The 19,918-nt window shown below is 73.0% G+C and carries 19 protein-coding genes and 1 riboswitch; of the genes, 10 read left to right on the top strand and 9 right to left on the bottom strand.

The genetic code is table 11. The features are described 5' to 3' along the window. Positions 1–15: 15 nt before the first annotated feature. Positions 16–117, top strand: a riboswitch (ZMP/ZTP riboswitch). A 33-nt stretch (positions 118–150) separates the two neighbouring features. Then, complete coding sequence (locus AB0A94_RS01930; RefSeq protein WP_361737273.1) at positions 151–1,602, top strand: glycine hydroxymethyltransferase; 1,452 nt, start codon at positions 151–153, stop codon at positions 1,600–1,602. A gap of 70 nt (positions 1,603–1,672) precedes the next feature. On the opposite strand, the gene AB0A94_RS01935 is transcribed toward AB0A94_RS01930, so the two are convergent. From AB0A94_RS01935 to AB0A94_RS01945, 3 genes are all read right to left on the bottom strand, one after another. Next, positions 1,673–2,383: a hypothetical protein gene (locus AB0A94_RS01935; RefSeq protein WP_361737276.1), complete on the bottom strand. Its 711-nt coding sequence runs from the start codon at positions 2,381–2,383 to the stop codon at positions 1,673–1,675. Between the two features lie 173 nt (positions 2,384–2,556). Further along, the gene (locus AB0A94_RS01940) at positions 2,557–3,420 is read right to left on the bottom strand and encodes a hypothetical protein (RefSeq protein ID WP_361737279.1); all 864 of its coding nucleotides are present in this window, start codon (positions 3,418–3,420) and stop codon (positions 2,557–2,559) included. Continuing rightward, on the bottom strand, positions 3,413–3,973 hold the full coding sequence (locus tag AB0A94_RS01945) for a sigma-70 family RNA polymerase sigma factor (RefSeq protein WP_361737282.1): 561 nt from the start codon (positions 3,971–3,973) through the stop codon (positions 3,413–3,415). The genes AB0A94_RS01940 and AB0A94_RS01945 overlap by 8 nt, the downstream gene beginning before the upstream one ends. A gap of 131 nt (positions 3,974–4,104) precedes the next feature. Here AB0A94_RS01945 and trpS point away from each other — a divergent pair, with 131 nt between their 5' ends. Next, the gene (gene trpS, locus AB0A94_RS01950) at positions 4,105–5,118 is read left to right on the top strand and encodes a tryptophan--tRNA ligase (protein ID WP_361737285.1); all 1,014 of its coding nucleotides are present in this window, start codon (positions 4,105–4,107) and stop codon (positions 5,116–5,118) included. A gap of 202 nt (positions 5,119–5,320) precedes the next feature. After that, a complete protein-coding gene (locus tag AB0A94_RS01955; RefSeq protein ID WP_361737288.1) occupies positions 5,321–5,899 on the top strand; it encodes a 2'-5' RNA ligase family protein in 579 nt (192 codons plus the stop codon). 17 nt (positions 5,900–5,916) lie between these two features. Here the strand turns inward: AB0A94_RS01955 and AB0A94_RS01960 are convergent, their stop codons facing one another. After that, entirely contained in the window at positions 5,917–6,672 is a 756-nt protein-coding gene (locus AB0A94_RS01960; RefSeq protein WP_361737291.1) for a decaprenylphospho-beta-D-erythro-pentofuranosid-2-ulose 2-reductase, read from the bottom strand. 19 nt (positions 6,673–6,691) lie between these two features. Then, positions 6,692–8,047 (bottom strand): FAD-binding oxidoreductase, encoded by a 1,356-nt coding sequence (locus tag AB0A94_RS01965; RefSeq protein WP_361737294.1) that lies wholly within the window; start codon positions 8,045–8,047, stop codon positions 6,692–6,694. Between the two features lie 134 nt (positions 8,048–8,181). On the opposite strand from AB0A94_RS01965, the gene AB0A94_RS01970 reads away from it, so the two are divergent. The 3 genes from AB0A94_RS01970 to AB0A94_RS01980 all read left to right on the top strand — a co-directional run bounded on the left by AB0A94_RS01970 (position 8,182) and on the right by AB0A94_RS01980 (position 10,707). Further along, the gene (locus AB0A94_RS01970) at positions 8,182–8,724 is read left to right on the top strand and encodes a phosphatase PAP2 family protein (protein ID WP_361737297.1); all 543 of its coding nucleotides are present in this window, start codon (positions 8,182–8,184) and stop codon (positions 8,722–8,724) included. After that, positions 8,721–9,656, top strand: a complete 936-nt coding sequence (locus AB0A94_RS01975; protein ID WP_361737301.1) for a decaprenyl-phosphate phosphoribosyltransferase — start codon at positions 8,721–8,723, stop codon at positions 9,654–9,656. The genes AB0A94_RS01970 and AB0A94_RS01975 overlap by 4 nt, the downstream gene beginning before the upstream one ends. 133 nt (positions 9,657–9,789) lie before the next feature. Next, positions 9,790–10,707, top strand: a complete 918-nt coding sequence (locus AB0A94_RS01980; protein ID WP_361737304.1) for a YihY/virulence factor BrkB family protein — start codon at positions 9,790–9,792, stop codon at positions 10,705–10,707. On the opposite strand, the gene AB0A94_RS01985 is transcribed toward AB0A94_RS01980, so the two are convergent. Beyond that, positions 10,655–11,944: a D-alanyl-D-alanine carboxypeptidase gene (locus AB0A94_RS01985; RefSeq protein WP_361737307.1), complete on the bottom strand. Its 1,290-nt coding sequence runs from the start codon at positions 11,942–11,944 to the stop codon at positions 10,655–10,657. The two genes, AB0A94_RS01980 and AB0A94_RS01985, sit on opposite strands and share 53 nt — an antisense overlap. A 91-nt stretch (positions 11,945–12,035) precedes the next feature. Here AB0A94_RS01985 and AB0A94_RS01990 point away from each other — a divergent pair, with 91 nt between their 5' ends. The 3 genes from AB0A94_RS01990 to AB0A94_RS02000 all read left to right on the top strand — a co-directional run bounded on the left by AB0A94_RS01990 (position 12,036) and on the right by AB0A94_RS02000 (position 14,351). Continuing rightward, a complete protein-coding gene (locus AB0A94_RS01990) occupies positions 12,036–12,284 on the top strand; it encodes a hypothetical protein (RefSeq protein WP_361737309.1) in 249 nt (82 codons plus the stop codon). Positions 12,285–12,308: 24 nt separating this feature from the next. Next, a complete protein-coding gene (locus AB0A94_RS01995; protein ID WP_361737312.1) occupies positions 12,309–13,661 on the top strand; it encodes a metallophosphoesterase in 1,353 nt (450 codons plus the stop codon). A gap of 180 nt (positions 13,662–13,841) precedes the next feature. Next, entirely contained in the window at positions 13,842–14,351 is a 510-nt protein-coding gene (locus AB0A94_RS02000; RefSeq protein WP_361737315.1) for a cysteine hydrolase, read from the top strand. Positions 14,352–14,358: 7 nt separating this feature from the next. On the opposite strand, the gene AB0A94_RS02005 is transcribed toward AB0A94_RS02000, so the two are convergent. Together AB0A94_RS02005 and AB0A94_RS02010 are read right to left on the bottom strand one after the other, a co-directional pair. Next, positions 14,359–15,885, bottom strand: a complete 1,527-nt coding sequence (locus tag AB0A94_RS02005; protein ID WP_361737318.1) for a HAMP domain-containing sensor histidine kinase — start codon at positions 15,883–15,885, stop codon at positions 14,359–14,361. Then, positions 15,882–16,571, bottom strand: coding sequence for a response regulator transcription factor (locus AB0A94_RS02010; protein WP_361737321.1), 690 nt, complete (start codon positions 16,569–16,571; stop codon positions 15,882–15,884). Before AB0A94_RS02010 ends, AB0A94_RS02005 begins: the two co-directional genes overlap by 4 nt. Before the next feature lie 162 nt (positions 16,572–16,733). Between AB0A94_RS02010 and AB0A94_RS02015 the strand changes: the two genes are divergently transcribed. Beyond that, on the top strand, positions 16,734–19,148 hold the full coding sequence (locus AB0A94_RS02015) for an MMPL family transporter (RefSeq protein WP_361737552.1): 2,415 nt from the start codon (positions 16,734–16,736) through the stop codon (positions 19,146–19,148). On the opposite strand, the gene AB0A94_RS02020 is transcribed toward AB0A94_RS02015, so the two are convergent. Beyond that, on the bottom strand, positions 19,141–19,914 hold the full coding sequence (locus AB0A94_RS02020; protein WP_361737324.1) for a TetR family transcriptional regulator: 774 nt from the start codon (positions 19,912–19,914) through the stop codon (positions 19,141–19,143). The two genes, AB0A94_RS02015 and AB0A94_RS02020, sit on opposite strands and share 8 nt — an antisense overlap. Positions 19,915–19,918: the final 4 nt, after the last annotated feature.

Genomic DNA, 19,918 nt, shown 5'->3' on the forward strand with positions numbered 1-19,918 from the left:
CCGCCCGTTAGGCTGGCGCCGGGCCGTGACTGGCGTGCTGGGATGGGAGTAACCATCGGGAAGCGGCCCCGGACCCCTCGGGTCCGGAAACATGTGCCGTGCGCCTGGGCCGTACCGTGAACGCCGAACGCCACGTCTCCGGAGGTCCCGATGTCCGCCGAGCAGCCGCTCACCCCCGCTTCCACCGCCTTCCGCTCCGCCCTCGACGTGATCCGCGCCGTCGAGCCGCGCGTCGCCGACGCCATCGGCCAGGAGGTCGCCGACCAGCGCGAGATGCTCAAGCTGATCGCCTCCGAGAACTACGCCTCCCCGGCCACCCTCCTGGCGATGGGCAACTGGTTCAGCGACAAGTACGCCGAGGGCACCGTCGGCCGCCGCTTCTACGCCGGCTGCCGCAACGTCGACACCGTCGAGTCGCTCGCCGCCGAGCACGCCAAGGAGCTCTTCGGCGCCCGCCACGCCTACGTCCAGCCGCACTCCGGCATCGACGCCAACCTCGTCGCCTTCTGGTCCGTCCTCGCCGACCGCGTCGAGGCCCCCTTCCTGGAGAAGACCGGCGCCCGCCAGGTCAACGACCTCTCCGAGGCCGACTGGGCCGAGCTCCGCCAGGCCTTCGGCAACCAGCGCATGCTCGGCATGTCCCTGGACGCCGGCGGCCACCTCACCCACGGCTTCCGCCCGAACATCTCCGGCAAGATGTTCGACCAGCGCTCCTACGGCACCGACCCGGCCACCGGCCTGATCGACTACGAGGCCCTGCGCGTCTCCGCCCGCGAGTTCAAGCCGCTGATCATCGTCGCCGGTTACTCCGCCTACCCCCGTCTCGTGAACTTCCGGATCATGCGGGAGATCGCCGACGAGGTCGGTGCCACGCTCATGGTGGACATGGCCCACTTCGCCGGTCTCGTCGCCGGCAAGGTCCTCACCGGCGACTTCGACCCGGTTCCGCACGCCCAGATCGTCACCACCACCACCCACAAGTCGCTGCGCGGCCCGCGCGGCGGCATGGTGCTGTGCGACGACTCCCTCAAGGACCAGGTCGACCGCGGTTGTCCGATGGTTCTCGGCGGCCCGCTCCCGCACGTCATGGCCGCCAAGGCCGTCGCCCTCGCCGAGGCCCGGCAGCCCGCCTTCCAGGACTACGCCCAGCGCATCGTCGACAACTCCCGCGCCCTCGCCGAGGGCCTGATGCGGCGCGGCGCCACCCTGGTCACCGGCGGCACCGACAACCACCTCAACCTGATCGACGTCGCCACCTCCTACGGTCTCACCGGCCGCCAGGCCGAGGCCGCCCTGCTCGACTCGGGCGTCGTCACCAACCGCAACGCCATCCCGGCCGACCCCAACGGCGCCTGGTACACCTCCGGCATCCGCGTCGGTACCCCCGCGCTGACCACGCGCGGCCTGGGCACCGCCGAGATGGACGAGGTCGCGGGTCTCATCGACCGCGTCCTGACCACCACGGAGCCGGGCACCACCAAGTCCGGCGCTCCCTCGAAGGCCGCCCACGTCCTCGACGCGAAGGTCGCCGACGAGATCTCCCGCCGAGCCACCGACCTCGTCGCCGGCTTCCCGCTCTACCCGGAGATCGACCTCGGCTGAGGCAAGCCCGGCCCTGATCGACGGGCCCCGCGGCGGTCCGGTCACGTACCGGGCCGCCGTGTGCCCGTCATCAGGCGTCCAGCAGCTCCTGCCGCGGCCCCGGGTCGTCCTTCCGGCGGCGGACCGGCGGCAACCGCGTCACGTACGGGCGCAGCACCAGGGCCAGCGCCGCTCCGGCCACGGCCCCCGATATCGCCCACCACCAGCCGGTGCCGTCGCCCGCACGTGACGCGGCCCGTGCCCCCGAGTCCGCCGCCGCACCCTGCTCCGTACCGGAGTCCGGTGTGCCGGAACCGGCGGTGGAACCGGAGGCCTCCGTCTCCCAGGGCACCGGATAGATGTCGGAGGCCGGACCCGTCTCCGTCGTGTGGCCCATCACGCCCAGCTCGTACAGCAGCTTGTGCAGGTCGGTCGGGTCCTCGGCGCGGTGCCAGACGCCGTTCGGCGTCTCGGGGAGTTTCGCCGCCGTGTGTATCCACACGTCCTCCTCGATGCTTCCGAGGAAGACCCGGTCCACCCGCCAGGGCGTCACGTCGTGCAGCATCCACGACACGTTGACCAACCGGACCGAGGCCAGGTCGGCCTCCGGCAGCTTGTCCCGGGTGCCCCTGTCGGGCGGGCCGAGCAGCCGCTCCAGGGCGGCGTACTCCTTGTCGGAGTAGTACAGCGATGCGGTCTCCCCGCTCCCCGGCGAGACCACCAGCACGCTCGTCGGCCCTCCGGCGGAGGCCGGCGCCGCTCCCCACACCACCAGGGCCAGCGAAGCCGCCAACGCGCCCATCGCTGCCGTCAGTTGTCGAACCCTGCCCTTCCACCCGCGCATCCGGACCCCCACTCGGCCGGTCGATCCCCCTGCGACCCGCCCACGAGCCGCCTGTCACTTCTGGTACACCGGTCGCCCCGCCGGGGTTCCCAGTCGGCGCACCACGAATTCCACGACTCGGGGACACCCGGCTACCGGCCCGTCTCCTCGACCGCCTCCGCGATCTCCAGCGCCCGCGCCTTCGACGCCACCCCCTCCAGCCGCAGCGTCACTTCCTCCGCGCCCTTCCCCGAGGAGGCCGCACCGCCGTGCGGCCACAGCAGTGTCGGCCCCGCCGTGCGCTCCTCCCGGGTGAACCGGTGACCGTCCGCGTCCACCATCCAGAAGCTCAGCACGTGCGGTCGCGGGAACCACAGGGCCTGGTCGGGAGTCCCGCCCTCCCTGCCCAGCGGCAGCCACTCCGGCTGCTCGCGCACGCTCTTGACGAAGGTGACGTCCAGGCGGGCCGGGAACTCGTCGAGCCGGATCGTCCGCCCCTGCTCCCGCCAGCACAGACTCACCAGGAACCGCCCCCGCGGCAGCCCGTTCACCGTCACCCCGTCCGGAGCGCCCAGCGCCTTCGGCAGCAGCGGCCTGAACCCCGCCCGCCGCTCCGCCTCACCGAGCGACACCGACCGCCCGCAGCCCGGCACCTCCGCGCCCGGCGAGGGCACCGCCGACGGGTCGTACCGCACCTCGACCCCGCCGAAGCCGAACCAGTCGGTCACCGCCGCCCGCACCGGAGGCGTCAGCGCCAGTACCGTCAGCAGCCCGCACAGGGCCCCGACCAGCGACCGCCACCGCGCCCGCGTCCAGCGCCGCGCCGCCCGCAGCCGTGCGCCCGCGCCGGCCGGTCCGGCGACCGGCACCGGCAGTTCCTCGGCGAGTATCTGCCCCAGCACCCGCTCGGCCATCGACTCGGACCCCGCGGCCCCGTCCGGCCCGTCCAGGGACCGGCCGAAGGCCCGCAGTTCCTCCCGCAGCCGGGCCGCCTCACCGTCGTACCGCTCACTCACGCCTCTCACCCCCTTCCCCGGGCCGGAAGTCCGGCAGCAGACGCTCCAGCTTGCGCAGGGCGCGGTTCAACCGCGACTTCACCGTGCCCCGGGGCCAACCCAGGGCCTGGGCGGTCTCCCGCTCGTCCATCTCCAGCAGATAGCGGTAGGTGACGACCAGCCGGTGCTCCTCGCTCAGCTTCTCCAGGGCGGCCACCAGCGCCCCGCGGCGCTCCGTCCGCAGCGTCGCGACCGCCGGATCGGCCGACTCCGGTATCACCGGCTCCGCCTTCACGAACGCCGCCTCCCGGTCGGCGAGACCGTTCCGGCGCACGGCGGCGCGCACTGTGTTCCTCGTCTCATTGGCCACGATCGACAGCAGCCACGGCCGGAACGCCATGCCGTCCCGGAACCGGCCCAGCGCGCAGTACGCCTTGACGAAGGCCTGCTGCACCACGTCCTCCGCGTCCGCCCCCGCCCCGAGCGCGGCGGCCGCCCTGAGCGCGATGCCCGTATGGGCCCGCACCAGCTCCGCGTACGCCTCCGGCTCCCCGGCGCGTACGCGTGCGATCACCGCGGCCTCATCGACGATGCGGCCCCCCTCCCGCGTCCTCACGTCTTTGTTACACCGCCGGGGACGGATCGGTTCCCACCTGTTTCCGGTCGGTTCCGGACCGCTCCGCGGGACCTGAGAGAATAAGGGGCATGGCGACTGACCGACCCCGCGTGCTCTCCGGAATCCAGCCCACCGCAGGCTCGTTCCACCTCGGCAACTACCTCGGCGCCGTCCGCCAGTGGGTGGCCCTGCAGGAGACCCACGACGCGTTCTACATGGTCGTCGACCTGCACGCGATCACGGTCCCGCAGGACCCGGCCGAGCTGCGCGCCAACACCCGGCTGGCCGTCGCCCAGCTGCTGGCCGCCGGTCTCGATCCGGACCGCTGCACGCTCTTCGTGCAGAGCCACGTCCCCGAGCACGCCCAGCTCGCCTGGGTCATGAACTGCCTCACCGGCTTCGGCGAGGCCTCCCGCATGACCCAGTTCAAGGACAAGTCCGCCAAGCAGGGCGCCGACCGCGCCTCGGTCGGCCTGTTCACGTACCCGGTCCTGCAGGTCGCGGACATCCTGCTCTACCAGGCCGACGAGGTGCCGGTGGGCGAGGACCAGCGCCAGCACATCGAGCTCACCCGCGACCTCGCCGACCGGTTCAACGGCCGGTTCGGCGAGACGTTCACGATGCCGAAGCCGTACATCCTCAAGGAGACGGCGAAGATCTACGACCTCCAGGACCCGGCGGTCAAGATGAGCAAGTCGGCGTCCACGCCGAAGGGCCTCATCAACCTCCTGGACGAGCCGAGGACCACCGCCAAGAAGGTGAAGAGCGCGGTCACCGACACCGACACGGTGATCCGCTACGACGTCGTGGAGAAGCCCGGGGTGAGCAATCTCCTCACGATCTACTCGACCCTCACCGGAGCGGACGTCCCCGAACTGGAGCAGAGGTACGAGGGCAAGGGCTACGGTGCGCTCAAGACGGACCTCGCCGAGGTCATGGTCGAGTTCGTGACCCCGTTCAAGGAGCGCACCCAGCAGTACCTGGACGACCCCGAGACGCTCGACTCGATCCTGGCCAAGGGCGCGGAGAAGGCGCGTGCCGTCGCCGCGGAGACCCTCTCCCGGGCGTACGACCGGGTCGGTTTCCTGCCCGCCAAGCACTGAACGGCCGAGCTCCGGGCCGGCGCTGAACCGGCCCGCGGCCGCCGTCCGTACCACCGCACAGCGCTGCACATCACTCCGGTTGCGCCTGCCCGCATCCGGGTCGTGGTCGTACAGTCGATGACAGGGTGACCGTTCCGGCGGTCACCCGGTGCTCACCGCAGTTCCACCACCGCGCTTCACCACCACAACGACAGGAGACGACGTGGGGACCGTAACGATCGGTGTGTCGATCGCGGTCCCGGAGCCTCACGGCAGCCGGCTTCAGCAGCTGCGCGCGGGCTTCGGCGACGCCGCCGCTCACGGTATCCCCACGCACGTCACCCTGCTGCCGCCGACCGAGATCGACGACGCCGATCTGGCGGTCGTCGAGGCGCATCTCGGCGAGGTCGCCGCGGCGGGCCGCCCGTTCCCGATGCGGCTGTCCGGCACCGGCACCTTCCGGCCGCTGTCGCCGGTGGTGTACGTCCGGGTCGTCGACGGCGGTGAGGCCTGCACCTGGCTGCAGAAGCAGGTCCGCGACGCCTCCGGCCCGGTCGCCCGCGAGCTGCAGTTCCCGTACCACCCGCACGTCACCGTGGCGCACGGCATCGAGGAGGCGGCCATGGACCGCGCCTTCGAGGAGCTCGCCGGCTACGAGGCCGAGTGGCCCTGCACCGGCTTCGCGCTCTACGAGCAGGGCGCCGACGGGGTGTGGCGCAAGCTGCGCGAGTTCCCCTTCGGCTCCGCGGTGGTGCCCCCGCAGTCCGGGAGCGTGGACCGGGGATCCGTCTCCGCCCGCTGAGCACCCCCGGCCGGACCTCAGACCGGCAGCCGGCGGAACACCCCGCGCGGCAGGTGCCGCAGCGCCGACATCACCATCCGCAGCGCGCCCGGCACCCACACGGTCTCCGCGCGGCGCCGCAGTCCCAGCTCGACGGCCGCCGCGACCGCCTCCGGCGTGGTGGCCAGCGGCGCCTCGGGGAGTCCGGCGGTCATCCGCGTACGGACGAAACCGGGGCGTACGACCATGACGTGCACCCCCGTGCCGTACAGCGCGTCGCCGAGGCCCTGGGCGAAGGCGTCCAGGCCGGCCTTGCTGGAGCCGTAGATGAAGTTGGCGCGGCGGGCCCGCTCGCCCGCGACGGAGGAGAGCACCACCAGCGAGCCGTGGCCCTGCGCCTGGAGCGCGCTCGCGCACACCAGGCCCGCCGAGACCGCGCCGGTGTAGTTGGTCTGCGCGACCCGCACCGCGGCCGACGGGTCCCGCTCGTCGTGCGCCTGGTCGCCCAGGGTGCCGAAGGCGAGCAGCACCATGTCGACGTCCCCCTCGGCGAAGACCTTGCCGAGGGCGTCCTCGTGGGCGGCGGGGTCGAGCGCGTCGAAGGCGACCGTGCGCACCTCGGCGCCGAGGCCGCGCAGCTGCCCGGCGGCCTCGTCCAGGCCGGGGGAGGGGCGGCCCGCCAGCCACACCGTGCGGGTGCGGCGGGCGATCAGCCGCCGCGCGGTGGCCAGCGCGATCTCGGACGTGCCGCCGAGGACGAGCAGGGACTGGGGGAGGCCGAAGGCGTCCTTCATGACAGCTCCTGGAGGTTGTCTAGAGATGGAGACGGCGGGCCAGGTCGGAGACGAACACCCCGCGCGGGTCCAGTTCGGCGCGCAGCGCGCGGAAGTCGTCCAGGCGGGGGTACATGGCCGCGAGCAGCTCCGGGCGCAGCCGGGAGTCCTTGGCGAGGTAGACGCGTCCGCCGGCGCCGGCGACCTCCTCGTCGAGTTCGTCGAGGAAGCCGCCGAGGCCGGGCAGCGACGCGGGGATGTCCAGGGCCAGGGTCCAGCCCGGCACCGGGAAGGACAGCCATCCGGGGTCGGCCTCCCCGAAGCGCTTGAGGACGGCGAGGAAGGACGGGCAGCGGCGCTCGGAGATCCGGCGCACGATCCGGCGCAGGGTGTCCTCCCGGCCGTGCCCGACGACGAACTGGTACTGCACGAAGCCGCCCCGGCCGTAGACGCGGTTCCAGTGCGGCACGCCGTCCAGGGGGTGGAAGAACGCGGGGATCCGCTGGAGCCGGCCCATGCGCGCGCGGGGGGACTTGCGGTACCAGAGCTCGTTGAACAGCCCCACGGTGGTGCGGCTGAGCAGGCCCTCGGGGACGAAGGAGGGGGCGGCCGGGAGCCGGGGGGTGCGGAAGGAGAGGGGTTCCCCGCGCGCGCGGCTGCCCCGGGGCAGGGCGTCCAGGGGGGCGTGGTCGCCGCGCGTGAGCACCGCGCGGCCGGTGGCCCGGCCGCGGGCCAGCAGATCGATCCAGGCGACCGAGTAGCGGTAGCGGTGGTCGGTGTCGGCGAGGCGGGCCATCAGGTCGTCGAGATCGTCCGCGCGCTCGGTGTCGACGGACATCAGCGAGGTCTCGACCGGCTGGAGCCGGACCGTCGCGGTGAGGATCACCCCGGTCAGGCCCATGCCGCCCGCGGTCGCCTCGAACAGCGGCGTGCCCGGCACGACCGTACGGACCTGACCGTCGGCGGTGAGCAGCTCCAGGGACAGCACATGGCGGGAGAAGGAGCCGGAGACGTGGTGGTTCTTGCCGTGGATGTCGGCGCCGACCGCCCCGCCGACCGTCACGTAGCGCGTGCCCGGCGTCACCGGCACGAACCAGCCGAGCGGCAGCAGCACCTCCATCAGCCGGTGCAGGGAGACGCCCGCGTCGCACAGCACGGTGCCGCCGTCGGCGTCGATCGCGTGCACGCGGTCCAGGCCCGTCATGTCGAGCACGGCACCGCCCGCGTTCTGCGCCGCGTCCCCGTACGCCCGTCCCAGCCCCCGCGCGATGCCTCCGCGGGCCCCGCACTCCCGGACGGCCAGGGCGGCCTCCTCGTACGTCCGTGGGCGGATCAGCCGGGCGGCGGTGGGAGCGGTGCGGCCCCACCCCGTGACGGGAACGGTGTCGGCAGGCATGACGGCGACCGTATCGTCCCTATGTGACTTTTTAGTTTTGAAACGTCATCCCCATCCCTGAAACGGGTGATTAATGGGATGTCGCTCCCGGGGGACGGGAATTCCAGCCCGCCGGGCGTGAACAGTGGGTCCCCATGGACGACCTCCACGACCCCCACGCCCTCCCCCGCACCCGCGGTCTCCACGGCATGGACCACCGGATCGTCTCGGCCTTCAGGGCGTGCGGCGCGGACCCGCGCGTCGCCGGTGCCGCACGGGTCCTGTCCCGGGCGGGGGAGCACGGGGCGGTGTGGCTCGCCGCGGGGCTCGCCGGAGCCGTCGTCGACCGCCCCCGGCGCGGTGCCTGGCTGCGCGGCACCGCGCTCACCGCGGGCGCCCACGTCGCCGGCTCGGTGGTGAAACGGGTCGTGCGCCGTCCGCGCCCCGCGCACGTCGAACCCCTGGTCGACACGGTCGGCCGGCACTCCTTCCCCAGCTCGCACGCCACCTCGGCGGCGGCCGCCGCCGTCGCCTTCGGCGCGCTGGGCGCCCGTGCGGTGCCCCCGCTCGCCGCCGCCGTCTGCGTGTCCCGCCTGGTGGCCGGCGTCCACTACCCGTCGGACGTGGTGGCCGGCGCCGCCCTCGGCGCACTCACGGCCCGCCTCGGCGCCCGCTGGATGACGGGAGGCCCCGCGTGACCCTCCTGCGCGAGCGCTCCGACCGGCGGCAGACCGCACCGTCCGGCAGGGGCGGCCTGCTCAAGGGCCTGCTGCTGACCGCGCGGCCCAAGCAGTGGGTCAAGAACGTCCTGGTGATCGCCGCCCCGGCCGCCGCCGGCGAACTGTTCTCCGTCCACGCCCTGACCCGGCTCGCCCTGGTCTTCGTCCTGTTCACCGCCTGCGCCGCCGCCGTCTACCTCGTCAACGACGCGCGCGACGCCGACGCCGACCGCGCCCACCCCGTCAAGTGCCGCCGCCCGGTCGCCGCCGGCCAGGTCCCCGTACCGGCCGCCTACGCCGCCGGAGCCGCCCTCGGCGTCCTCGCGCCCGCCGTCGCGGCCCGGCTGTGCCCCCCGGAGGCCGCCGCGCTGCTGACCGCCTACCTCGTCATGCAACTGGCGTACTGCGTCAGCCTCAAGCACGTCCTCGTCGTCGACCTCGTCGTCGTCACCACCGGCTTCGTGATGCGCGCGGTGATCGGCGGACTCGCCCTCGGCATCCCTCTGTCGCGCTGGTTCCTCATCACCACCGGGTTCGGCGCGCTGTTCATGGTCGCCGCCAAGCGCTACTCCGAAGCCGTGCGGATGGCCGGAGAAGGGGGCGCCACGCGCGCGTTGCTCACCGAGTACACCACCGGCTACCTCCGCTTCGTCTGGCAGCTCGCCGCCGGTGTCGCCGTCCTCGGCTACTGCCTGTGGGCCCTGGAGGAGGGCGGCGTGCCGCACGCCAGCGTGCTGCCCTGGCGGCAGCTGTCCGTGGTCGCCTTCGTCCTCGCCGTCCTCCGCTACGCCGTCTTCGCCGACCGCGGGACCGCCGGCGAACCCGAGGACGTGGTGCTGGGCGACCGCGCGCTCGCCGTCATCGGCCTGGTCTGGGCGGCGATGTACGCCCTGGCGGTGGCCGACTGGTGAGGGACCGGCCGGCGGGAGACCGGCCGGTGGGAGACCGGCCGCTCCGCCACCGGCCGTGGAAGCCCGGTTCCGGGGTACCGGGACATGGGGGCACCAGGACACGGGGCTTCCGGGACGGGGGCAGGGTCGGATCATGGACTGGCTGAAAAGGCTTCCGGTCGTCGGGCCGTGGGCGGCCCGGCTGATGCTCACGCACGCGTGGCGGTCGTACGAGCGCCTGGACCGGGTGCACTGGACGCGGCTGGCCGCCGCGATGACGTTCACCAGTTTCGTCGCGCTGTTCCCGCTGCTCACCGTGGCCGCCTCGATCGGCGCCGCCACACTCAGCCGGGAACAGCGGGACACCCTCCAGGACCGGATCGCCGACCAGGTGCCCGGCATCTCCGACCAGCTGAACATCGGGGGCCTGGTGGAGAACGCCGGCACCGTCGGGCTCATCGCCGGTGCCGCGCTGCTGTTCACCGGCGTCAGCTGGGCCGGTTCCACGCGCGAATGCCTGCGCGCGGTGTGGGAGCTGCCCGACGAGGAGGAGAACCCCCTCCTGCGCAAGGGCAAGGACCTGGGCGTCCTCGTCGGCCTGGGCGGCGCGGTCCTGACCACCCTGGTCGCCTCCACCGTCGCCTCCGCGATGGTCGGCCGGATCAGCGACGCCAGCGGGCTCGAGAAGGGCGGCTGGGGCGGGATCGTCCTGCACGTCGCGGCGTTCGCCGTCGCCGTCGGCGCCGACTTCCTGCTCCTGCTGTACGTCCTCACCCTGCTGCCCGGCGTCGAACCCGCCCGGCACCGTCTGATCGTCGCCGCCCTCACCGGCGCGGTCGGCTTCGAACTGCTGAAACTGCTGCTCAGCGGCTACCTGCAGGGCGTGGCCACGAAGAGCATGTACGGGGCGTTCGGCGTCCCGGTGGCCCTGCTGCTGTGGATCAACCTCACCTCGAAACTGGTCCTGTTCTGCGCCGCCTGGACGGCGACGCGCAGCAAGCAGGACGAGGTCCCCGGGCTCACGGACGCGAGCGGCGGCGCACCAGGTCCGGCAGCGGCCAGCGTCGGTTGACCAGGAACGCACCGCCCGCGAGCAGCACGGCCACCCCGCCGGCGATGCCCAGCGCGACCCCGATGCCGTCGGTGCCACCGCCCGACGCGGCGGTCGCCACCGGCTTCGACCCGGCCACGACGGTGCCGTCCCCGACGCCCCCGGCCTCGCCGGGAGAGGCGGACGGGCCCGGCTGGGCACCGGCCTGCTCCACGCTCTTCGGCCGCACCAGCTCACCCACCGGCTCGACCTTGCCGGCCGCCTTGAAACCCCAGTCGAAGAGCTTCGCGGTCTCCTTGTAGACCTCGTTGTGCTCGTTCTTCGACGGGTTCATCACGGTGACCAGCAGCACCTTGCCGTCCCGCTCGGCGACACCGGTGAAGGTGGCGCCCGCGTTGGTGGTGTTGCCGTTCTTCACACCGGCTATGCCCTGGTAGACCGGCACGTCGGTGTCGCCGGCCAGCAGCCGGTTGGTGTTCTGGATCTCGAAGGTCCCGCGGACCTTCTTGCCCTTCTTGTTCTTCTTCGTCTCGCCGGGGAACTGCGTCCTGACCGTCGAGGCGTACTCCCGGAAGTCCTTCTTCTGCAGTCCGGAACGGGCGATCAGCGTCAGGTCGTACGCGGACGACACCTGCTTCGGGGCGTCGTAACCGTCGGGGCTGACCACGTGGGTGTCGAGCGCCTGGAGCTCCTCGGCGTGCGCGTTCATCTCCTTGACGGTGTCCTCGACGCCGCCGTTCATCGCCGACAGCACGTGCACCGCGTCGTTGCCGGACATCAGGAAGACGCCACGCCACAGGTCCTCGACCGTGTACGTCTCGCCCTCCTTCACCCCGACCATGCTGGAGCCCGGACCGACCCCGGCCAGGTCAGAGACCTCCACCTTGTGCTCCGTCGTCTTCGGCCACTTCGGCAGCAGCGTGTCCGCGAACAGCATCTTCAGCGTGCTCGCCGGGGCCAGCCGCCAGTGCGCGTTGTGGGCGGCGAGCACCTCGCCGGACTCGGCGTCGGCGACGATCCAGGAACGGGCCGACAGCTCCTTCGGCAGCACCGGCACCCCGCTCGCGAGGTTGACCTGCGTCCCCGGCTGACCGAGCCGGGCGCCGCCCACGACGGACATCTTCGCCGGGGGAGTGGCCGACGGACTCGTCGACGGCTTCGGGGCCGCGAGCGCGACGGGTGCGGTCAGCGCGGTGGACAACAGGACGGCGGAGGCGACCAGCAGCGATCGCCGGACGGTGTTCTTGGGTGCGGGCACGACCGGAAACGTACATGCCATATCTGACGAAGTCCCGGGCAGGCCCCCACCCCGGGCAAGGATCCGGACACCGCCCGGTGATACTGGACATATGAAGCTCAGCCGCCCCGTCTCCTGGTTCCTGCTCGCCTTCGGGGTGTGGAGCTGGGTCATCTGGGTCACTTTCGTCAAGAACCTGGTCAAGGACAGCAGCGGACTCGCGTTCGAGGACGGGCACCCGACGGCGTACTTCTTCGTTCACCTGACGCTCGCCGTCGTCTCCTTCGTATGGGGGACGGTCATCGGGGGCATCGGGTTGCGCGGACTGCGCGCACTGAGCCGGACGTCACGGACGTCCTGACCGGGAACAGGGGAACTCCGCCTCGTGGCCATCGTTTTCGTACTCATCGCGCTACTGGTCGTGGCCGTCCTGGTGACGGGCAACTGGTACGTGTGGCGGCGTCTGTTCCGGGACACCACGAAGGGCCCGGGCGCGGTGCGCCGCGCGGGCGCCGTGGTGATCGTCGGCGGCTGGGCGCTGACCGTCGGGGCCTTCGTCGCCGGGCGCGGAGGGGCCCCCTTCTGGCTCAAGCAGGTCCTGGCCTGGCCCGGTTACCTGTGGCTGGCCCTGGCCCTGTACCTGCTGCTGGCGGTGCTCGCGGGCGAGCTGGTGCGCCCGGTGCTGCGGCGGATCCTGGACCGGCGGGCGGGGACTTCGGAGGCGGCGCCCGCACCGGCGCGGCCGGAGCCGATACCGGCCGGGCGGGGCGCGGGGCGCGGTCCGGGCGGTGTACCGGGTGCCGGCGCGCCCGGGGACGGACCGGCGGCCGACGGCGATGCGTCCGGCCCGCAGGAGCCGCAGGAGCCGCAGGAGCCTCGGAACCCGCAGGTCCCGCAGGGAGTGCCCGCCGGCCCTTCCCGGCGGCTGTTCGTCTCCCGCGTCGTCGGCGGGGCCGCCGCCGCGGCGGCCGTGGGAACCGTCGGCTACGGGACGTACGGCGTGCTGCGCGGTCCGCGGGTGAAGCGGGTCACCGTGCCGCTCGCCAAGCTTCCCCGCGCGGCGCACGGTTACCGCATCGCGGTGGTCAGCGACATCCACCTCGGGCCGGTGCTCGGGCGCGGCTTCGCGCAGAAGGTCGTCGACACGGTCAACTCGACCCAGGCGGACCTGATCGCGGTCGTCGGCGACCTGGTGGACGGGAGCGTGAAGGACCTCGGCCCGGCCGCGGCCCCGCTGGCGCAGCTGAGGGCACGCCACGGCTCGTTCTTCGTCACCGGCAACCACGAGTACTTCTCCGGTGCCGAGCAGTGGGTCGAGGAGGTGCGGCGGCTCGGGCTGAACCCTCTGGAGAACGCCCGCACGGAGCTGCCGCACTTCGACCTGGCGGGGGTCAACGACGTGGCCGGCGAGGACGAGGGGCAGGGCCCGGACTACGCGAAGGCACTCGGTGACCGGGATCGGGGGCGGGCGTGTGTGCTGCTCGCCCACCAGCCGGTGCAGATCCATGATGCCGTCGACCATGGTGTCGACCTTCAGCTGTCCGGGCACACCCACGGTGGGCAGCTGTTCCCCGGCAACCTGATCGCGGGCCTGGCCAACCCCACCCTCGAGGGTCTGGAGCGCTACGGCGACACCCAGCTGTACGTCAGCCGGGGGGCGGGGGCGTGGGGGCCGCCCACGCGGGTGGGTGCGCCGTCGGACGTCACGGTGATCGAGTTGGCCTCCAGGCAGGCCTGACGGCGTGTCGGTGCGGGCCGGGGTGGGTTTCGCTCCCCCGCGCTCGCGGGGTGCCTCCCCCACTCTCGACTGCGCTCGAGCGGGAGGTACCCCCCTCGCCCACCCGTGCCGCCCCGGGGGTGCCTCCCCGGCATTCAAGGCACCGGGGAGGCACGACTGCCCGCAGCCAGGGGGGAACCGATGAGTCACGCTCGTACGGCGCTCGTGCTGATCGATCTGCAGCGGTGGATCGTCGACATGCCCTGGGAGCCGGTCGGCGGGGACGACGTCGTCGAGGCGTGTGGGCGGCTGCGTGACCATTTTTCGACGGTCGTCCTGATCCGGTACGTGCGTGCCGACGCGGCGGACGGCGGTCCGGACGCCGCCCCCAACCGGCTCGTGCCCGGCTGTACGCCGCGCCCCGGCGACCACCTGGTGACCAAGCACGGCCTCGACGCCTTCGAGGGCACCGGGCTGGACGGCGTACTGCGCCGCGAGCGGGTCACCGAGATCGTGGTCGCCGGTCTTTCCACCGCGCACGGCGTCGCGGCGACGGCCGGGACGGCGCTGCGCCTGGGCTACGGCGTGGTCGTCGTCGAGGACGCCACCGCGAGCCCCGACGAGGCGCAGCACCGCGCGGCCCTCGACCGGCTGACCGCGCTCGGCGCGCGCACCGCCCGGGTCGCCGACCTCACGGCCGCCGGGGAGTGACCCGGCCTCATGCCGTGCGGCTCGACGGGGCGGGTGCCGGCGCCGGCTCCGGGACGGTCGTCGTCGTCCCGTCGTCCGTCGGGCACGCTCCCGGCCGGGCCGGCAGCGTCACGGTCACCGCCAGCCCCTCGCCCGGCGCCGTCCGCACCGCCACCTCACCCCCGTGCGCCCGCACCACGCCCTGCACGATCGCCATGCCGAGACCGCTTCCCGCACCCCCGCCGGCGCGGAAGAAGCGGTCGAAGACGCGCGCCGCGTCCTCCGCCGCGAGCCCCGGCCCGTCGTCCGCCACGGACAGCCGCACCAGCCCGTCCGCGCGGACCACCCCGAGCCGTACCGCGACGTCCGCCGGAGTGTGCGTACGCACATTGCCCAGCAGGTTCCCCAGGACCTGCCGCAGCCCCGCCTCGTCCGCGTGCACCAGCACCGAGCCGTCCGCGTCCACGGTCACCGCCCGCTCCGGCTGCTGCACCCGCAGGTCCTCCGCCGCGTCCCGCACCAGCCGGCACACGTCCACGTTCCGCAGCCGCAGCTCGGGACGCTGGTCCAGGCGGGCCAGCACCAGCAGCTCGTCGACCAGCCGCCCCATGCGGTCGGACTCCGCCATCATCCGGTCCCAGGCCCGCCTGCGCTCCGTCGGCTCGCGCAGCATCCCCCGGTCGTACAGCTGGAGGTAGCCGCGTATCGCGGCCAGGGGCGTCCGCAGTTCGTGCGAGGCGTCGGCGACGAACCGCCGCAGCTGGGCCGCGCTGTGCTCACGCGTGCGGTACGCCGACTCCACCTGCTGGAGCATCGAGTTGAGGGCGAGCCGCAGTTGCTCCACCTCCAGGATCGTCTCCCGGCTGGAGGGCACCCGCCGGGTCAGGTCGCCCTCCGCGATCGCCGACGAGGTCTCCACCATGTCCTCCAGCGGCCGCATCCGCCGCCGCACGCTGACCATGGTCAGGCAGGCCAGCAGCAGCAACAGCAGCGTCCCGATGGCCAGGTCGAACTTGACCGCCTTGGCGATGGCGTGGTGCACCGCCTCGGTGGAGCCGGCGATCAGGATGTACGTGCCGTCCGCGAGCCGGGTGGCGGTGACGCGGTAGGCGGCGCCGCGCACGGTGACGTCGTGCGGTTCCGGGTCCTGGAGCAGGGTGCGCGCGTCGCCCACCGCGTCGGTCAGGGCGCGCTGGGCGTCGGTGGGTGCGAAGCCGAGGACGCCGACGGGCTCACCCCGGGGGTTCACGGCGGCGAAGATCGAGTTCGGGTCGTCCTCCCGGTTCCAGTCCGGATTCACCCGGTCGCGGAAGAAGCTCAGCACGCTCAGCGAGTCGATCTGCCGCAGCGTCATCTCCGTGCCGCCCAGCGAGTCCCGGGTGCGGGTCAGCTCCGTGTCGATCTGGTCCAGCAGGTAGTAGCGCATGCCCACCACGCTCACCGCGGTGGCCGCCACGATGCCGAGGGCCAGCAGCACCACGTTCGCCAGGGTCAGCGCCCCGCGCAGCGAGTGGACGCCCCGCCCGCGGCCCGGCTTCCGGATCGGGAGCCTCACGTCAGGCCGTACCCGACCCCGCGCCGGGTGGTGATCACCGGCGGGCCCAGGGTGTCGAGTTTGCGCCGCAGATAGCTGATGTAGGTCTCGACGACGGTCGACTCGGCCGGGGCGTGCTCGTACTGCCAGACGTGGCGCAGCAGTTGCTCCTTCGGCACGATCCGGCCGCCGTTGCGCACCAGGAAGCGCAGCAGCGCGTACTCGGTGGGGGTGAGCTCGACCGAGCGGCCCGCGCGGCGCACCGAGTACGTCGTCTCGTCCAGTTCCAGGTCGCCGTGGCGCAGCGGCGCCCGCTGCGGGAGGACGTCGGCGGGGCGGGTGCGGCGCAGTACGGCGGTGATCCGGGCGACGACCTCGTCGATGTTGAACGGCTTGGTGATGTAGTCGTCGCCGAAGCCGAGCGCGCCGACGACCTCGGCGGGCGCGTCCCGCGCAGTGAGGAACACCAGCGCCAGCTCCGGCCGCCGGGAGCGCAGTTCACGGCCGAGGGCGCGGCCGTCGCCGTCCGGCAGCATCACGTCGAGGAGGGCGGCGTCGGGGCGGGTGTGCTCGGTCAGCGAGAGCGCCTCGCGGACCGTGCCCGCGGTCATGACCTCGAAGCGGTGGTAGCGCAGGGCGATGGCGAGGACGTCCGCGATGCTCTCCTCGTCCTCCACGACCAGCACGGTGCCGGGAGCTGTCGTCATGCCCCCAGTATCGGCGGAACCCCCGCCGGTCGTACCGGTGTTCGCTTTGGAGTTCCTTGAGAGTCCCGCCCGAGTCGTGTCCCCGCGCGGGCGTCGCCGTCGATTCTGCTGCCCAGGACCTGGGGGACCGACCGAGCGACGAAGGAGCTTGAAGTGGCGGTATTGGCACGCTGGTGCTATCGGCATCGGCTGGTGGTCCTGTTGCTGTGGGTGGGGGCGCTGTTCGGACTGGGGGTTTCGGCGAGCGGCGCGGGCACGAACTACGCGGAGGTCTTCTCGCTGCCGGACACGGACTCCAAGCGGGCGTACGACCTGATGGAGCGGGCGTTCCCGGAACGCGCCGGCGACACCGACACCGTGGTGTGGAAGGTCGACGAGGGCTCCGTGCGCGACGACTCCGTACGGTCCCGGATCGAGCCGGCGCTGACGGAGATCGGGCGCATGGAGGGCGTCGGCGCCGTCACGAACCCCTACGGCGAGCAGGGCGCGGCGCAGATCAGCGAGGACGGGCGGATCGCCTACGCGCAGGTCACGTTCGCCGAGCAGGCGGACGCCGTGCCGAAGGAGCTGGTCCAGGACGTCGTCGACACGGCGCAGGACGCCGCGCGCGACGGGCTCCAGGTGGAGCTGGGCGGCCAGGCCATCACGCGCGTCCAGGAGCCGCCGACGGGCACGGCCGAGCTGGTCGGCATCCTGGCCGCCGCGGTCGTGCTGTTCGTGGCCTTCGGCTCGCTCTTCGCGATGCTGCTGCCGATCGTGGTCGCCGTCTTCGGCGTCGGCACCGGCATGTTCGGCACGCAGCTGCTCAGCCATGTCACGAACGTCCCCGAACTCGCCACGCTGCTGTCCACGCTGATCGGTCTCGGCGTCGGCATCGACTACGCCCTGTTCATCGTCACCCGGCACCGGCGCGGCATCCTGCGCGGCGTCGACCCGGAGGAGGCGGCGGTCACCGCCCTCAACACCTCCGGCCGGGCGGTGCTGTTCGCGGGCGGCACGGTGTGCATCGCGCTCGCCGGGATGCTGGTGACGAACCTGCGGTTCCTGGACGGCGTGGTCATCGGCACCACGCTCACCGTCGTGCTGAGCGTGCTCGCCGCCGTCACCCTGCTGCCCGCGCTGCTCGGCCTGCTCGGCCACCGGGTGCTCAGCCGCCGCCAGCGCCGCAGGCTCGCGGCGCAGGGCCCGCAGACCGAGGCGGTGAGCGGTCTCGCCGCGCGCTGGTCCGCCGGCGTCCAGCGCCGCCCGCGGTCCGTGGCCGTCCTGGCCGTGGTCCTGATGGCGGCGCTCGCGGTCCCGCTGCTGTCGCTGCGCCTGGGCACCGTGGACCAGGGCAACGACGACGCCTCCATGACCACCAGGCAGGCCTACGACCTGCTCGCCGAGGGCTTCGGCCCCGGCTTCAACGGCCCGCTCCAGGTGGTCGTGGACGGCGAGGCGCCCGACGACCTGGTGACCGTCCTGGAGGAGACCGAGGGCGTCGCCCAGGTCGCCGCCGTGCCGCCCGCGAACGGCGTCACCGTCATCCAGGTCGTCCCCACCACCTCCCCGCAGGCCGAGGAGACGGACCGGCTCATCGACACCCTGCGCGACGACGTCATCCCTCAGGCGGGCGTCGAGGCCCACGTCGGCGGGGTGACCGCGGTGTCCAAGGACTTCGCGACGGTGACCGGCGAGCGGCTGCCGCTGTTCATCGGCACGATCATCGGCCTCGGCTTCCTGCTCCTGCTGCTCGCGTTCCGCTCCCTGGTGGTGCCGCTGACGGCCGCCGTGATGAACCTGCTCGCGGCGGCGGCCTCCTTCGGCGTCCTGGTGGCGGTCTTCCAGTGGGGTTACGGCCTGGACCTGCTCGGCCTCGGCACGGAGGGCCCCATCGCGTCCTTCCTGCCGATCATCATGCTGTCGCTGCTGTTCGGGCTCTCCATGGACTACCAGGTGTTCCTGGTGAGCCGGATGCACGAGGAGTGGGTGCACACCCGGGACAACGCCCGCGCGGTGCGCGTCGGCCTCGCGGAGACCAGCCGCGTCATCAACTCCGCGGCCCTGATCATGGTCTGCGTCTTCCTCGCCTTCGTCCTCAGCGGCGACTACGGCGCCGCCATGGCGGGCGTGGGACTGGCCGCCGCGGTCGCCCTGGACGCGTTCATCCTGCGCACGGCACTGGTACCGGCCGTGATGCACCTGCTCGGGAAGTCCAACTGGTGGCTGCCGGCCGGGCTGGAGAAGCGGCTGCCGCATCTGGCGGTCGAACCGAAGGAGGAGGCCGTGGCGGCCGGGCAGGACCCCGCCCGGCACGAGGGCCCCTCCTCGGTGGTCCACGGCTTCGTCCGCACGGCCGACGGCGAACCCGTCGAGGGCGCCGCCGTCACCCTGCTGACCTCGGGCGGCCGCCGGCTGGACCGCGTGGTCTCCCTCGCCGACGGCTCGTACATCGTCTCCGTACCGGCCCCGGGCACCTATCTGCTCGCGGCCACGGCGACCCCGCTCGGCTCCCGCGCGGCCCACGTGACCGTGACGGACGGTCCCCTGGTGCACGACGTGGAACTCGTGCCCGGTGAGGTGGACGCCGTCAACTGACGGTGCCGGGGCGCCCGTCGCCGGCGGGCGCCCCGTTCCCCTTCTTCGCCGGGTCGGGGAGCGCCTTCGTCATCCCGGGCAGGAACTCCGTGAACAGTTCGTGCACCTCGCGCACCAGTGGCCGCAGCACCCGGAAACGGGCCAGGGCGATGCCCCGCGCGGTGAGCCGGGCGCCGCGCTCGGCGAGCCGGTAGCTGCGCTCGCGGCCCTCGGTGCGGTCGAAGATCCAGTACAGGACGAGCCCCATCTGGGACAGCCACATCAGCTCGGGCAGGACGTCCCGCAGTTCCTCGGGCACCTTCGACCTCGTCCCGGCGAGCACCGCGCGGTGGACGCTGATCGCCTCCACGCGCGCGTGCTCCGACTCGGGGGAGAAGGGGCTGAGCGGGCTGTCCGGGTCGGCGGCGTTCTTGAAGAACTGCACCGCGAACTCGTGGTACGGCGTGGCGATGTCCAGCCACGTCTTCAGCACGCCCGCGAGCCGGGCCTCCAGGTCGGTCTCCCGGGCCAGGACCTCCCGGACGGCCGCCTGGTGCTCGGCGGCGATCCGGTCGTAGAAGCCCTGGATCAGGTGTTCCTTGCCCTCGAAGTAGTAGTACGCGTTGCCGACGGAGACCCCCGCCTCCTTGGCGATGGCCCGCATGGTCGTCTTGTCGTACCCGCGCTCCTGGAAGAGCCGCATGGCGGTCTCGAGGATCAGGGCGCGGGTCTGCTCGGACTTGCTGAGGGTGGCGCCGTCGCCGGGGCCGTCGTTCTTCGCGGACACGGAA

Source organism: Streptomyces sp. NPDC044984, assembly GCF_040646935.1.
Lineage (GTDB): Bacteria > Actinomycetota > Actinomycetes > Streptomycetales > Streptomycetaceae > Streptomyces.

Bases quoted from the DNA above. Each gene is read 5' to 3' on its own strand.
- AB0A94_RS01935 (WP_361737276.1), bottom strand. From the start codon at position 2,383: ATGGGCGCGTTGGCGGCTTCGCTGGCCCTGGTGGTGTGGGGAGCGGCG.
- AB0A94_RS02010 (WP_361737321.1), bottom strand. From the start codon at position 16,571: ATGACGACAGCTCCCGGCACCGTGCTGGTCGTGGAGGACGAGGAGAGC.
- AB0A94_RS01980 (WP_361737304.1), top strand. From the start codon at position 9,790: ATGGACTGGCTGAAAAGGCTTCCGGTCGTCGGGCCGTGGGCGGCCCGG.
- AB0A94_RS02000 (WP_361737315.1), top strand. From the start codon at position 13,842: ATGAGTCACGCTCGTACGGCGCTCGTGCTGATCGATCTGCAGCGGTGG.
- AB0A94_RS01965 (WP_361737294.1), bottom strand. From the start codon at position 8,047: ATGCCTGCCGACACCGTTCCCGTCACGGGGTGGGGCCGCACCGCTCCC.
- AB0A94_RS01990 (WP_361737309.1), top strand. From the start codon at position 12,036: ATGAAGCTCAGCCGCCCCGTCTCCTGGTTCCTGCTCGCCTTCGGGGTG.
- AB0A94_RS01930 (WP_361737273.1), top strand. From the start codon at position 151: ATGTCCGCCGAGCAGCCGCTCACCCCCGCTTCCACCGCCTTCCGCTCC.
- AB0A94_RS01960 (WP_361737291.1), bottom strand. From the start codon at position 6,672: ATGAAGGACGCCTTCGGCCTCCCCCAGTCCCTGCTCGTCCTCGGCGGC.
- AB0A94_RS01970 (WP_361737297.1), top strand. From the start codon at position 8,182: ATGGACGACCTCCACGACCCCCACGCCCTCCCCCGCACCCGCGGTCTC.
- trpS (WP_361737285.1), top strand. From the start codon at position 4,105: ATGGCGACTGACCGACCCCGCGTGCTCTCCGGAATCCAGCCCACCGCA.